This is a genomic window from Paraburkholderia silviterrae (genome assembly GCF_004353915.1).
In the GTDB taxonomy this organism is placed as follows: Bacteria; Pseudomonadota; Gammaproteobacteria; order Burkholderiales; family Burkholderiaceae; genus Paraburkholderia; species Paraburkholderia silviterrae.
The window spans coordinates 506,884-519,677 of the sequence record NZ_SMRP01000001.1 but is presented as its reverse complement, the minus strand read 5'-3'; the positions used below and the strand labels follow the sequence as shown (position 1 = coordinate 519,677).

Annotated in this window: 10 protein-coding genes; 5 read left to right on the top strand and 5 right to left on the bottom strand. The window is 63.5% G+C overall.

The window, feature by feature from the left end:
- The first annotated feature begins 5 nt into the window (after positions 1-5).
- Positions 6-1,142, top strand: a complete 1,137-nt coding sequence (locus EYW47_RS02295) for a porin (RefSeq protein WP_133193256.1) — start codon at positions 6-8, stop codon at positions 1,140-1,142.
- Positions 1,143-1,233: 91 nt separating this feature from the next.
- Here EYW47_RS02295 and EYW47_RS40725 read toward each other — a convergent pair whose 3' ends face one another.
- The 3 genes from EYW47_RS40725 to EYW47_RS02280 form a co-directional block, all read right to left on the bottom strand.
- Positions 1,234-1,404 carry a hypothetical protein gene (locus EYW47_RS40725; protein ID WP_165976474.1) on the bottom strand — a complete coding sequence of 57 codons (171 nt, stop codon included), beginning with the start codon at positions 1,402-1,404 and terminating at the stop codon, positions 1,234-1,236.
- Between the two features lie 248 nt (positions 1,405-1,652).
- Positions 1,653-2,729, bottom strand: a complete 1,077-nt coding sequence (locus EYW47_RS02285) for a quinone oxidoreductase family protein (protein WP_133193255.1) — start codon at positions 2,727-2,729, stop codon at positions 1,653-1,655.
- A gap of 10 nt (positions 2,730-2,739) precedes the next feature.
- On the bottom strand, positions 2,740-3,891 hold the full coding sequence (locus EYW47_RS02280; RefSeq protein WP_133193254.1) for a zinc-binding dehydrogenase: 1,152 nt from the start codon (positions 3,889-3,891) through the stop codon (positions 2,740-2,742).
- A gap of 125 nt (positions 3,892-4,016) precedes the next feature.
- Between EYW47_RS02280 and EYW47_RS02275 the strand changes: the two genes are divergently transcribed.
- Positions 4,017-4,940 carry an AraC family transcriptional regulator gene (locus tag EYW47_RS02275; protein WP_133193253.1) on the top strand — a complete coding sequence of 308 codons (924 nt, stop codon included), beginning with the start codon at positions 4,017-4,019 and terminating at the stop codon, positions 4,938-4,940.
- Positions 4,941-5,053: 113 nt separating this feature from the next.
- Here the strand turns inward: EYW47_RS02275 and EYW47_RS02270 are convergent, their stop codons facing one another.
- Together EYW47_RS02270 and EYW47_RS02265 are read right to left on the bottom strand one after the other, a co-directional pair.
- Positions 5,054-8,548 carry an adenylate/guanylate cyclase domain-containing protein gene (locus EYW47_RS02270; protein WP_133193252.1) on the bottom strand — a complete coding sequence of 1,165 codons (3,495 nt, stop codon included), beginning with the start codon at positions 8,546-8,548 and terminating at the stop codon, positions 5,054-5,056.
- A 66-nt stretch (positions 8,549-8,614) separates the two neighbouring features.
- Positions 8,615-9,568 carry a LysR family transcriptional regulator gene (locus EYW47_RS02265; RefSeq protein ID WP_133193251.1) on the bottom strand — a complete coding sequence of 318 codons (954 nt, stop codon included), beginning with the start codon at positions 9,566-9,568 and terminating at the stop codon, positions 8,615-8,617.
- 121 nt (positions 9,569-9,689) lie between these two features.
- On the opposite strand from EYW47_RS02265, the gene EYW47_RS02260 reads away from it, so the two are divergent.
- The 3 genes from EYW47_RS02260 (at position 9,690) to EYW47_RS02250 (ending at position 12,586) form a co-directional block, all read left to right on the top strand.
- Positions 9,690-10,328, top strand: coding sequence for a glutathione S-transferase family protein (locus EYW47_RS02260; RefSeq protein WP_240763500.1), 639 nt, complete (start codon positions 9,690-9,692; stop codon positions 10,326-10,328).
- An 81-nt stretch (positions 10,329-10,409) separates the two neighbouring features.
- Positions 10,410-10,775, top strand: coding sequence for a nuclear transport factor 2 family protein (locus tag EYW47_RS02255; protein WP_133193250.1), 366 nt, complete (start codon positions 10,410-10,412; stop codon positions 10,773-10,775).
- Positions 10,776-11,434: 659 nt separating this feature from the next.
- Positions 11,435-12,586, top strand: coding sequence for a branched-chain amino acid ABC transporter substrate-binding protein (locus tag EYW47_RS02250; protein WP_133193249.1), 1,152 nt, complete (start codon positions 11,435-11,437; stop codon positions 12,584-12,586).
- Positions 12,587-12,794: the final 208 nt, after the last annotated feature.

Here is a 12,794-nt window from a genome sequence, read left to right as displayed (position 1 = left end):
ACGACATGAATGCCAAGATGGCTCTGGCAGCGGGACTGCTGTTCGCGTCCGCCGCCGCTCATGCGCAAAGCAGTGTCACGCTGTTCGGCGTGCTGGACGAAGGTCTCAATTTCACGAACAATGCGGGCGGCCACACGGCGTGGCAGACGTCGAGTGTCGATCTGGCGACGAGCCGATGGGGACTGAAGGGCAGCGAAGATCTCGGTGGCGGGCTGCACGCGATCTTCGACCTCGAAAGCGGCTTCATGCTGGACAACGGTAGCGCTTATTACAGTGGGCGTCTGTTCGGTTATCAGTCGTATGTCGGGTTGCAGTCCGATACGTTCGGGACGATCACGTTCGGACGCCAGTTCGATTCCGTTACCGATGTCATCGGCCTGATGACGGCGAACGGCAACTGGGGTGGCTACCTGTTCTCGCATCCGCTCGATAACGACAATACCGATGCCACGTTTCATGCGAACAATGCGATCAAATATGCGAGCAATGCATACGGCGGCTTTTCGGCCACGGGGATGTACGGATTCAGCAATCAGGCGGGCGCATTCGCGGGCAATCGCATGTACAGTGCCGGCCTCAAGTACAGCTATGCGACGTTTTCGATCGGCGCCGTTTATGAAGACCTCTCGAATGCAGGCGCGACGTCGGCAGGTGCCGTGGCGTTGGACGATCTGAGCTTCGCTGCGGCCAACCAGAAGATCTACGGAATCGGTGCGAGCTACGGAGCCGGACCCGCAACGTTGGGCGCCGTTTACACGCATGTGAACATAAAGCAGCCGACGTCGTCGGTCTATCTCGGCGATCTGGGGCTGGGCAACGCGGGCCTGCGTTTCGACAACGTGGAATTCAACGTGAAGTACGACATTCGCCCCGATCTTTCCGTTGGCGGCATGTACACGTACACGATGGCGCATCTGAAGCGCGATGGCGCCGAAAGCGCGCTGCACTGGAATCAGTTCGGGTTAATGGGCGAATACCTGTTGTCCACGCGCACGGGCATCTATGCCCAACTGGTGTACCAGAAGCTGAGCGGAGGCAGTACGGGCACGCCGCTCGATACGGCGTTCATTCCCGGCGCTGCAAGCCCGTCGTCGAATTCGCACCAGGTGGTGGCGCGCATCGGCATGACGCACTCTTTCTAAACGACGGTGCAGCGCCGCGTCCAAGGCTCATGACGCGCGAGCGACGACCCGCAATTCGAGCGGGCGCCGCTGGCGCCTCGATCACAGGCGGTCAATGCACGCGGAAGACGCCGCCGATACCGATGCTGACCGATGGTGCCGCGTAATAGCCAGGTGCATAGCCGGCGTAGTAGCCCGGCGCGGGCGCGTAGCCATAGGGCGGTGCGACGATGCAACCACACAGGCCGCTAATCAGGGAGAGGGTGACGAGGGTCCGAATCATCGACTTGCGTCCGACCAAAGTGAGGGAGTAGAGAAACCGGGCTACGCCAGTGGCGGGGAGCCGTTATCCGACAGGACGATCGAAGTGTAGTGCACGAATTTCGGGATTGCGTTTCGCACATCTTTACACGTGTAACACCTTGTGACCGCTGATACATGTTGTCCGTGGTGACCGGCCCGATCGGCGAAGCGCTGGTGGCGACCGGCATCGGCATTGCAGTGGCCGTGCCTGCCCGGGGTGCACGGACCTCACCCCTCGTGATCGATCACCACGCATTCGAGTCCCGAGGCGCTGGCCGCACGTTCGATGGCGGCTTGAAGCCCGGTCATGCCGAAGATGACCGGGCGCAGTGCGCCAGATTCCAGCGCACCGGTGCCAGCCAGCGCAAGCAAGCGCCTGAAGGCATCGCGCGGATACATGAACTGGCCCATGATTTCCCAGCCGTTGAGCATGACCTCGGTGTACGGAAGCGGTAGATCCACCGCCATGCTTCCCATCAGCACGAGCCGTCCTTCGCGCGCGAGGCTGCGCAGCGCCGCAAGTGTCATGTTCGGGTCTCGCGCGTTGCCGACCATATCGAAGGCGAGGTCGACGGGTCCCCGTGCTGCGTCGCGAATCGCCTCCACGTCGCGTGCGGCTTCGCCCGTGACCGCGACCGGCACGATCCGGCCGCCGCCGTATCCGGCAAGCGCCTGCAGCGCCTTCGCGTTGCGCCCGATCGCGACGACCCGGCTCGCTCCGAGCGCCACGGCCAGCAATGCAGCCGCGCTGCCGTATGCGCCCGTCGCGCCGGATACGGCGACCGTTTCGCCCGCCGCAAGCCGCCCGCGCAACAGGCCACCGAAAGGCACGACGAAGCGCGCGAAAAGTGCGAGTTGTGTGGCATCGAAATTCGCGGCTGCATCGGCTGGGGTCAATGTCGAGGCCGGCAGCAACGCATATTCGGCCAGCGTGCCGTCCGGCCAGTCGGATTGCATCGCGTGACCGGCTGCGCCCGAGGCGGTCACGCCGATCAGCATCTGTGCAGGATTGCTAACGTTCTCGCCGGACACGAAATGCGATGAAATCACGACACGCTGGCCGGGCTTCAAGTGCCACACGTCCTTGCCGACCGAGTGCACGATTCCAACGCCGTTGCCGCCGGGGATGAATGGCCGATCCGGGGCGTGATAGACGGGCAGTTCGCCGGCGACGTACTGGCGCATATACGACATCACAGCCGACGTCTGCATCCTGACGACGACGCTGCCTGGCCGCGCCTCGGGCGTTGGCAGGTCTACGAGTTTCAGCACGCCGCCGAGGCGGCTGAGTTGCCAGGCTTTCATGGTGCGCACCTCATTCGAATGCAATCTGCAGTTTTCCGGTTCCGCGCTGGCGGTACTGATCGGCGATCGCCTCGGGCAGCCGCTCGAATCCCCGCACCGCGCGGCTGTGCGAGCGAATCAGACCCATGCGCATCAAGCGCGAAAGTTCGTCTTCCGCACGGAGCCGATCGTGATAGAAACTGTCGACCGTCCACGCGCCGGAATGGACGTGACGCTCGCGCAGCATGCCTTCCACGGTGGCGTTGATGCCGAACACTTCGCGCAACGTCGGCTTGTGAGCTGGCGTGTTGCCGACTTCTTCGGCGTACGAAGCAGCAGCGGATCCATATGAAAAGAGACGCGCATGGCGGTTCATGCGCGGCACCACGCGCTCGGTCAAGGTGCCGCCCACGCCATCCGAGAACACGTCGATCCCTTCGGGAAAGGCGCTCAGCAATGCGGCGTCGAAGTCATTGGCGGTGTAGTCGAGGCACGCGTCGATACCCAGATGCTCCAGCACCCATCGACAGCGTTCGGGGCCGCCCGCGAAGCCGACCACCCGGCATCCAGCGGCCTTCGCGAGCTGGGCAACGATCGACCCGACGGCGCCCGTTGCAGCCGCTACGGCTACCGTGTCGCGCGGCATCAACGGGCCGTACTGGCGCATGCCGAACCACGCCGTCATGCCCGAGGTGCCGAAGATCTCCATGAGCACTTGCGGTGGCCACATGCGCGCTAGCGCCGGGCGGAATACATAGGTCCAGGGGGAGCGCGTGCCGTTCAGCGCTTTCACCAGTTCGTCGGGCTCGCTGAATCCCACTGGCAGATCGCGGCTGCGCACGATCTGGTATTCCTGCCAGCCCGCCTGGCACGCGATGACATCGCCGACGGCGAACGCCGGGTCTCGCGAGCGCACGACGCGCGCGCACGCGTAGTTATTCGGGTCGGTGGCGCCTTGCGCAATGAGTCCGCGCGCGATCCGCATGCGCGTTGCTGCGTGAACATTGATCAGCATGACGCGCACGAGCGCTTCGCCATCTTCCAGCTGCGGCATGGGCACGACGCGCTGCGCGAAGTTCTGCTCGTGCAAGGCGCCGCTGGCGAGACTGCCTTTCACGACCCATTGGCGAAAGTGATCGGGTAGAACGAAATTCCTGCTAGCAAGACCTGTGGGCGTCGACATGGCTGGCTTCCGTTTGATGAAAATCGGCCGCGTGCGCGGATGCAGCGGCAGCGGTATGATCTTCGCGCACGGAACTGGAACTTCCTATAATCAATTGGCCGGAATTTCTTATCGATCGTACATTTATGGATGCCTTATCCGAAGTCCTCTCCTTGCTGAAGGTGCGCAGCGGCCTCTCGTCCCGCTTCGAGGGCGAGGGGGCATGGGCCTTCCGGTTTCCCGCGTATCAGCACATGAAGTTCGGCACCGTGCTGCGCGGGCGGCTTTATCTGCGGATGGCGCAAGAGGCGGACTACCGCCCGATCGAAGAAGGGGACGTCTATCTGCTGACGAACGGACAACCGTTCTGCTCGGCGAGCGTGCCGGGGCGTGCGCCGCGCGATGGCCCTGCAACTTACCGGTCGATTCGCGGCGCGGACGGCGTCGTGCGATTTCGTGGGCCCGGGAGAGTCGCGCCCGTCAGTCTCGCGAGCGGGCGCTTCATTTTCGAAAACGACGTGACGAGCACGCTGCTGGGGAACTTGCCACCGCTCATTCATTTGCGCGCCGCCGATGTGGCGGCACATGCGCTTTCCCATGTGCTTGCGCTGCTGAAGCTGGAAACCGGCGATCCGGCGCCGGGCTCGGACGTGGTGAAGACGAGTCTCGCGACGCTGGTCCTCGTGCAGGCGTTGCGCGCCTACATGGCCGGCGGCGAGCATGCGGGGGGCTGGCTCAAGGCGTTATCGGACGCCAGGGTCGGCTCGGCGCTCTCGATGATGCACGGCTCGCCTGACCAGCGCTGGACGATTGAGTCGCTGGCCTCAGGCGTCGGGATGTCGCGCACGGCATTCGCGTCGCGGTTCCGCTCCATGGTGGGCAGTGCGCCGCTCGCTTACCTCCATCGATGGCGGATGGCGATTGCAATGACGGCGCTTAAGGACTCCGAAGAATCGCTGATGTCGATTGCCGTACGCATTGGGTACCTGTCGGACACGGCCTTCAGCATTGCGTTCAAGCGCGCAACCGGCATCAGTCCGGGCCGCTATCGCATGGAGCAGCGTCGCTGAAGGGCGTCGCGATCTGCCCGCCCATCGCGCGCGGCGCTGGCCGCGCGGACCGTTCAATTGCGCGGCGGCTTGCCAACCCGCGCCCGGTGCTCATTGGCCGAGGCCGGCTTGCATCAGGTGCTTCTCACTGCCGCCATGTCGCCCAGCAACGCCTTCGCTTGCCGCAAGTCCGCCGTATCCGCGCCTTCGGAGAAGGCCTCGTACACGCGGCTCAGCATCTGGCCGGCTTCGCCCGTCTTGCCCTGGGTGCGCCACAGCCGTGCCAGGCTCAGCGCGGCACGCAACTGCAGCGACGTCGCGCGTTGGCCGGCCGCGATTGCGAGGGCTTTCTGAAAGCAGGCTTCGGCCTGTTGCGGGTCCTGGTCATCGCAGGTTCGATCGCCCGCTCGCTCAAGGAGGAGTTCTCCCTTGATCCGATACAGTTCCGCTTCGTGGAAATGCTCGCCTGTTTTCTCGACGATGGCCAGCGCGTCGGCCAGCGCATCGAGTCCCTCGCGCACGTGCCCATTGCGCCCGCAGGCCGTGGCAAGCAGACCCAGATAATAGGAGTGCGAAAGCTTCGCACCGGTCGCCAGGTACGCCGCGAGCCCTTGCTTCATCTGTTCGATGCCGTCGTCCGGGTTGCCCTGCTCGGCGAGCGACGAGCCGCGCAGGATCGTCGCCCAGGCCAGGTAGTACGGAAATCCCTGTTCGTCCGATAGCGTGATTGCCGCTTCGGTGAATTCCTGCGCCAGTCTGGGCTCTTGCCGGAACAGATGCAGCATGGCCGCGGAGACCAGCGCGAACGCGAGACCGAACGGCTGGGAGATCTTGCGCGCGAGCGTGAGGGCCTGCCGGCTTCGCTCGCTGGCCTGATCGGGAAAGCCCAGATACCATTGGGTCCACGAAGCAATGCTCAACGTGCGCACGCCGGGATCCATGCCATAGACATAGGCGTGCGCCTGATGCCGCTCCTGCACGTAAAGCGCGCGCATCTTTTCCTGGTGCTCGAGTGCGGTGACGAAATCGCCCTGGAAGAACGAGCTCGATCCCAACGCACTATGCGCTTCGACCAGCAAATCCGGATCGTGCGCATTGCACGCGACCCGCAACAACCGTTCACCCAGCTCCTGTGCCGTGGCGTAATCGGCGCGCAACGAATAGTAAGTGCGCAGGCCGAATCGTGCGGGAAAGAGCTGCGAGCAATCGCCAATCTGTTCGCATAGCGCCATCGCGCGCGTATATGTGGCTTCGACTTCCGGCGCGGCGTAACCCCGGGCCGCCATCAGTGCGGGACCGATAGAGAGCCGCAGCGCCAGTTCCTGGCGCGCGCGGCCGGGCGTGTCGGGCAAGCGTTCGAGCAGCGCGAGCGCTGTCTGGAAGTGCCGCATCGCATCGAGCCCGGCCGAGCGCTCGACGGCCTGCTGGCCTGCGCGGTGCAGGTATTCCACGGCTTTCTGCGCATTGCTGCTGAGACTGTAGTGGTGCGCCAGTTCGCTGCAATACTCGTTGAGCCGGCCGGCATAGAGCGCTTCGATGGCCTGCGCCGTGCGCTCGTGCAACAGACTGCGTTGCTCGGAGAGCAGCGAGTTGGCGGCAACCTCCTGCGTCAGTGCATGCTTGAAGGTGTATTCGATTTCCGGGAAGGCCGGCCGCTCGTAGATAAATTCCGCCACTTGCAGGCGCGAGAGCAGGTGGCGCAACTCGTCTTCCGTTTGCTCGACCACCTGGAGGATCAAACTCCAGGGAAACTCCTTGCCGACAATCGCGAGATGTTGCAGCAACGTCTTCTCGGCAGCGGGCAGCCGGTCCATGCGGGAGGCCAGCACACCATGCACCGTGGTGGGAATGTGCAACTCGGCGGGCGTCTTCGCAATGCGGCAATGGCCGGGCGCGCCAAGCAGCGCGCCTTCCTCGACGAGCGTCTGGACCACTTCCTCCATGAAGAAGGGGTTGCCCTCGGTCTTTTCGAGGATGCGCTCCTTCAACGGCATGAGGTCAGGGTCATCGCCCAGCAGCGCGCTGAGCAGGCTTTGCGCTTCGGCCGGCCCGAGTGCGTCGAGCCGCATCTCGCAGTAGTTGTCCTTGTCGCTCCAGCCCGGGCGGTAGTCGGGCCGAAAGTTCAGCAGCAGGACGATCCGCTTGCTGGCCACATGCTCGATAAGGAATGCCAGGAATGCCTCGGTCTCGCTGTCCAGCCATTGCAAATCCTCGAACAGCAGTTGAACCGGCTGGTTCTGGCTCTCCCGCTCGATCAGCCGCTTGATCGCCTCGAAGGTCCGGTCGCGCCGGATGCGGGCGTCCATGGTCGCGACCGGCGAATCCGGCTCACCGGCGCCCAGCAGATACAGCACATAAGGCAGCAGATCTTCGAGACCACGCTCGAGCGTCAAAACGCGTCCGGTGACTTTCTCGCGGCTGCGCCGTTCGTCGTCCTGAGCAGTGATCTGGAAGTAGTTCCTCAAGAGCTCGATGAGGGGCAAATACGGAAACGCCTTGCCATGCGAGACCGAGTATGTCTCGAGTATCAGGCAGCCGCGCTGCGAGCGCTCCTTGAACTCATGGAACAGACGCGACTTCCCGACTCCCGCTTCGCCCACCACGCCAACGATTTGCCCGTGCCCCGCCGTCGTCTGAGCGAGCGCGCCGTGCAACCGCTCCAGTTCCGCTTCCCGGCCCACGAACCGGGCCAGCCCGCGATGTGCCGCCACTTGCAGGCGTGTGCGCAATGCGCCAAGACCGGCCAGCTCAAAGACTTCCAGCGGCTCCTGAATGCCCTTGATCTGGGTGGCGCCCAGCGCCTTGAACTCGAAATACCCTGTGGTGAGCCGGTAGGTCGATTCGCTGACGAGGACGGAGGAGAGCGCGGCAATCGTCTGCATGCGCGAGGCGATGTGAATCGTGTGACCGACCGGATCGTAATCGGTGCGCAGGTCGTCCTTGCGGACCGAGCGCACCACCACCTCGCCGGTGTGGATGCCCACGCGAATCTGCAGAGGAATGCCCTCCTGCAGACGAATGCGGTCGGCATGCCGGCGCATCGTCTCTTGCATGCGCAGCGCCGCATACAGGGCTCGCTGCGGATGATCCTCGTGTGCGATTGGCGCGCCGAAGAGGGCGAGAATGCCGTCGCCCAGCGACTTCGCGACGAACCCCTCGTAATGATGGACGGCCTCCATCATGAGCGCGATGACCGGCGCGATCAGACGATGGGCATCTTCGGGGTCCCGTTCGTGGATCAGCGCGGTCGATCCGGCCATGTCGGCAAAGAGGGCGGTGATCGTCTTGCGTTCGACCGCCGTGCCTTGCTGCGCTTCGATCGCGGCCTGCTCGGCGAGAATGCGCTGGGCCAGATGGGGCGGTGTGTATTGAATGGGGGCGGCGGGCGGTGCATGAGCGGCATCACCAGAGGGCGCGCCGGCAAAGGGCGCGCCGCCAGAGGGGGCACCGGCAGAGGGCGCATCGCCAGAGGGCGCACCGCTAGCGGGTGCGCCGCATGCATTGCAAAAGCGCGCGCTCGCGCTCAGCGCCTGGCCGCACCGTGAGCAGAGCCGCGCGAGCCGCATTCCGCATTGCTCGCAGAAATGGGCTCCGGCGGCATTTTCGAAACCGCAATCTGCGCAGCGCATATCGCCTCTCGCTTTCGCCTGCACGTAACTGATTAGACGCCGAATCCACCCGCGCATCAAGGCGGATTACCCGCCGCCACGGCCTGGCGGCTGCCAGCCCATTTGCGCCTCGGCGCTCCATTGCGCCGGCGTGAGCCTGGCGATGAAGAAGTCGGCCAGCGCACTCACTTTTGCGGGGCGTGCCCGGGCAGTGGGCGTGACGAAATACAGACCGCCTTCGGGCAAGCGCCAATCCGTCAAAAGCGGTTCTAGCTGTTGATCCACGAAATACTGCGTCGCCACGAACTCGGGAAGCTCGGTGATGGCCAGTCCCGCGAGCAGCGTGGGTAGCAACGCTTCCACGCTGGTTGCCCGCAACGCTCCGGCAGGGGTGATCGAGCATTCCTCGCCACTCTTGTGCGTAAAGCGCCAGACATCCCGCTTGCCCCGGTTGGCGTAGGTCAGGCACGGGTGCGCGGCAAGATCATGCGGATGCTGCGGGCGGCCATGGCGGGACAAGTAGGCGGGAGACGCCACGACAAACCGGCGCACCGGGGCAATGAGACGTGCAGCGAGTGACGAATCTTCCATGATGGCGATGCGCAGAGCGGCGTCGAAGCCGTCGCCAATCAGGTCGGCATGGGTATCCGTGAGATGCAGCTCGACACAGATCTCCGGATAGATCTGGAAAAACTCCGGCAGCAGCGGGGCAATCCAGCGCGCGCCGAAAGACAGCGGCGCCGCGAGCTTGACGAGGCCGCGCGGGCGGCTTGAGGTCTCGCGCGCGAAATCCTCGGCCTCTTCGGCGTCGGCGTAGATCTTCGAGGCCCGCTCGGCCAGCCTGTGGCCGTAGTCGGTGAGTGCGAGCCGCCGTGAAGTGCGGTTAAAAAGCCGGCCGCCCAGCCGCTCCTCGAGACGCGTGACGGCGCGCGAGACCGTGGCAACGGAGACGCCCATGGCCGCAGCAGCGGCGGCGAATGAGCCTTCTTCGGCGACCTTCGCAAACATCGCGAACCCTTCAAAGTCAGGTAGCTTGGACATCGGCAATTTTGCAACGATGGTTTTCAGTCATTTCTATTTCGGAAAGTAGCACGCTGCCATAGATTTGTCTCATCGCACGGCTCGCCGCATCAGGCGATCAAACCCCATAAAGGAAAGACTCATGAGCACCATGCTGGAAGTTCACGCGTTCGCCACTGCCAATAGCGTCAAAGTTCCCATCGCACTGGAAGAGATGGGACTCGCTTATCGGCTCGTACCCGTCGACCTGCGCCGGGGCGAGCACAAGACCGCCGCCTTCAAGGTCATGAATCGCAATGGGAAAGTACCGGTTCTCGTCGACCGCTCCGTTCCTGGCGAAGGCGATCTGGTCATCGGCGAATCCGCCGCGATTCTCGTCCACCTCGCGGAAAAGACCGGGCAACTTCTGCCGCGGGACGGCCAACGGCGCGCCAGGGTTTTTGAGCAGCTTTTCTTTCACGCATCTGGCTTGAGCCCCGCGTTTGGGCAGGCGTTTCGGGTTGCGCTGCAGCCGTCGCCCCAACCCGAGGCAAAGTCGCAGGCGCTTGCGGAAGTCGAGCGGACGCTGGGCGTTCTCAATGAGATTCTCGAACGCGACCCGTACGTTGCCGGCGACGGGTACAGCATTGCGGATATCGCTCATTTCGGGTGGGTGTGGCGTCATCAGTCCATAGGCGCGACTCTCGACAAGTTTCCATTTGTCGCTCGCTGGCATGAAGAAATGGCCGCGCGGCCCGCTGTCGTCACCGCCATCGAAAAAACGCTGGCACTCGCTCAGTAGTGCAATGCAATGTCCTGATTTTTAGCCATTCGCGCAATTTGATCAGGCGTACTCTCAAGCCAGTCAGAAAGGAGAACCATTATGAACGAACGTATCAACGAACTGCTCTATCGCAACCTGCAAGAGGTATTCGGCGAAGGCGACGCAAAGCGTCGCCGCGCAGCTATTGAGGAACTCTATACGGAGGACTGCGTGCTCTACGCGCCACCAGGTGTATTCGTTGGGCACGATGCCCTCGACAAATTCTCGGGCGAGCTTCGAGCCACGCATCCGCATTTCGCCTACACGCCGATCGGTGAGGCGCAAGCGCTGCACAATGCCGGCCGCCTCGCGTGGGGATCGGGCCCGCGCGGCGAGGCCCCCCACTATACGGGCATCGATGTGATCATCGTTCGCGACGGGATGATTGCTGCGCTCTATGTCTTCCTGGATTCCATGCCGTCTTAGCATCGACTCAAGAAATACCAGGAAACGCATTCATAAGGCGAAACCCGTTGACGGCAGCGGTGAGCCTTGAATCGTTCGCGCGAAAATTCTCCTATGCACACCGCAGGCTAGGCCTGCGGGACCTTGGCGAGCGGTTGGCTGGACACGGTGTCGTAGTCGCATGGGGAAATGCTGTTGCGAACCTGTTATGCCGTCACGCTGAAGACGTTTGGAAACTGGGGAGTTGTGTTCAAACGGAACAAATTCCCTGATTGATGGTTCGGATGCCGAATTATAAAGGGCGTGGCAGGCACCATTCGACCGGCCCAGAAACGCCCGTGAGGAGCGGGCGAGCGGGCATTTCAGCCCATCGCAACGAGCGCCATCACGTCGTCTTGATAGGCTGGCGCCGGTTCGATCGGGGTATTCCCCAGTGCCCTGCCTCCCACAAGAGACCTCGCGGAATCCCCCGATCTCATGGACTTGATGACAAAAACGCATCAGGTCGTGCATAGATATCGTTTGATGCCGGTCTATTGGCTGCCGACAATCTCCTTGCATCTTCGCCGCACGCGGGCCAGGCGCCGCGTGTTGAGGCGGGAGATGAATATCGCGCGCTGGAGCCCGCTGCGGTTGGCGAGGTGCGCGATGTGTCGATACCGATATCAAAGGAACGCCCAATGGTTGCTCGTATTCGCACTTCCTGTCGTCCTGCGCTGGTTGCCGTCTCTCTCCTGCTGGCGGCCGGGGCCGTCAATGCCCAGCAGGTCGAAGTGAAGATTGGCGTTGCGAGCCCGCTCACGGGTGGCGGCGCCGCTTATGGCAAGGACATCGAAAACGGCGTGCGCATGGCAGTCGATGAGGCGAATGCCAGCCATCCGACCATCGGCGGCAAGGCAGTCAAGTTCGTCGTCGATTCCCAGGACGACCAGAGCGATCCTCGCGTCAGCGTGCAGGTGGCCCAACGTCTCGTCGACGATCACGTCGCGGTCGTGGTCGGTCACTTCAATTCCGGCACGACGCTGCCGGCATCGCAGATCTACGCGAAAGCGGGCATTCCGATGATTACCCCGGCGGCAACGAACCCGGCTATTACTCAGGCCGGCTTCGGCACTGTCTACCGGGTGATCGCCACGGACTCGCAGAACGCCGGCAACGCAGGCGCGTACGCCGCGGCGGTCAGCAAGGCGAAGCGAATCGCCATCATCGACGACCGCACGGCATTCGGCCAGGGCGAGGCCGACGAATTCGCCAAGGCCGTCAAGGCAAACGGCGGCACGATCGTCGACCGGGAGTTCACCAACGACAAGGCGGTCGACTTTTCGGCTCAACTGACCGCCATCAAGGGCCACAATCCGGACCTCGTCTTCTTCGGCGGTCTCGATACGCAGGCGGCCATGCTGGTCAAGCGCATGCGCCAGCTCGGCATCAAGGCCCAGTTTCTCGCGGGCGGCGGCGTGAAGGACGCGAACTTCATCAAGATTGCCGGCGATGCGGCGAACGGCGCCGCGGTATGGGAGTACGGCCAGCCGCTGAGCGCGTTGCCCAAAGGGCGCGATTTCGAGGTGAAGTTCAAGCAGAAATACGGCATGGACATGCTGGCGTACGCGCCGTTTGCCTACGATGCGGCATGGGTTGCCATCAAGGCGATGCAGACGGCCAACTCGGTCAACCCCGCGCAGTTCAATGCCGCACTGAAGTCGACGGACTACCAGGGAATTACGGGCCGGATTGCCTTCACCCAGACCGGCGACCTCAAGAGCCCGAGTTCGACGATGTACCAGGTGAAAGACGTTGCCTGGGTGCCGGTGACGACGAAGACGACGGACTGAGCCCGGTCCGCGGAAATCCGGGGCTTGCCAGCCAGCGTGGCAGGCGCCCCGGCGCGAGCTGTGCCATTGACCCTGCTGCCAGCGACTTCGCGGCATGATTGTTTCCGATGCGAAATTTTCGTGCTGGGCCGGGAGCGGGGCGCGCCGCCGCGCAGCGTGCGCCGCGAGATTTCCTGACGAGCGGGGTTCCTGCGCAACGCAGCTGGCG

Excerpts from the sequence above, each read along its gene's own strand:
- EYW47_RS02255 (WP_133193250.1), top strand. The coding sequence starts at position 10,410 with ATGAACGAACGTATCAACGAACTGCTCTATCGCAACCTGCAAGAGGTA.
- EYW47_RS02250 (WP_133193249.1), top strand. The coding sequence starts at position 11,435 with ATGGTTGCTCGTATTCGCACTTCCTGTCGTCCTGCGCTGGTTGCCGTC.
- EYW47_RS02280 (WP_133193254.1), bottom strand. The coding sequence starts at position 3,891 with ATGTCGACGCCCACAGGTCTTGCTAGCAGGAATTTCGTTCTACCCGAT.
- EYW47_RS02260 (WP_240763500.1), top strand. The coding sequence starts at position 9,690 with ATGAGCACCATGCTGGAAGTTCACGCGTTCGCCACTGCCAATAGCGTC.
- EYW47_RS02285 (WP_133193255.1), bottom strand. The coding sequence starts at position 2,729 with ATGAAAGCCTGGCAACTCAGCCGCCTCGGCGGCGTGCTGAAACTCGTA.
- EYW47_RS02265 (WP_133193251.1), bottom strand. The coding sequence starts at position 9,568 with ATGTCCAAGCTACCTGACTTTGAAGGGTTCGCGATGTTTGCGAAGGTC.
- EYW47_RS02295 (WP_133193256.1), top strand. The coding sequence starts at position 6 with ATGAATGCCAAGATGGCTCTGGCAGCGGGACTGCTGTTCGCGTCCGCC.
- EYW47_RS02275 (WP_133193253.1), top strand. The coding sequence starts at position 4,017 with ATGGATGCCTTATCCGAAGTCCTCTCCTTGCTGAAGGTGCGCAGCGGC.
- EYW47_RS40725 (WP_165976474.1), bottom strand. The coding sequence starts at position 1,404 with ATGATTCGGACCCTCGTCACCCTCTCCCTGATTAGCGGCCTGTGTGGT.
- EYW47_RS02270 (WP_133193252.1), bottom strand. The coding sequence starts at position 8,548 with ATGCGCTGCGCAGATTGCGGTTTCGAAAATGCCGCCGGAGCCCATTTC.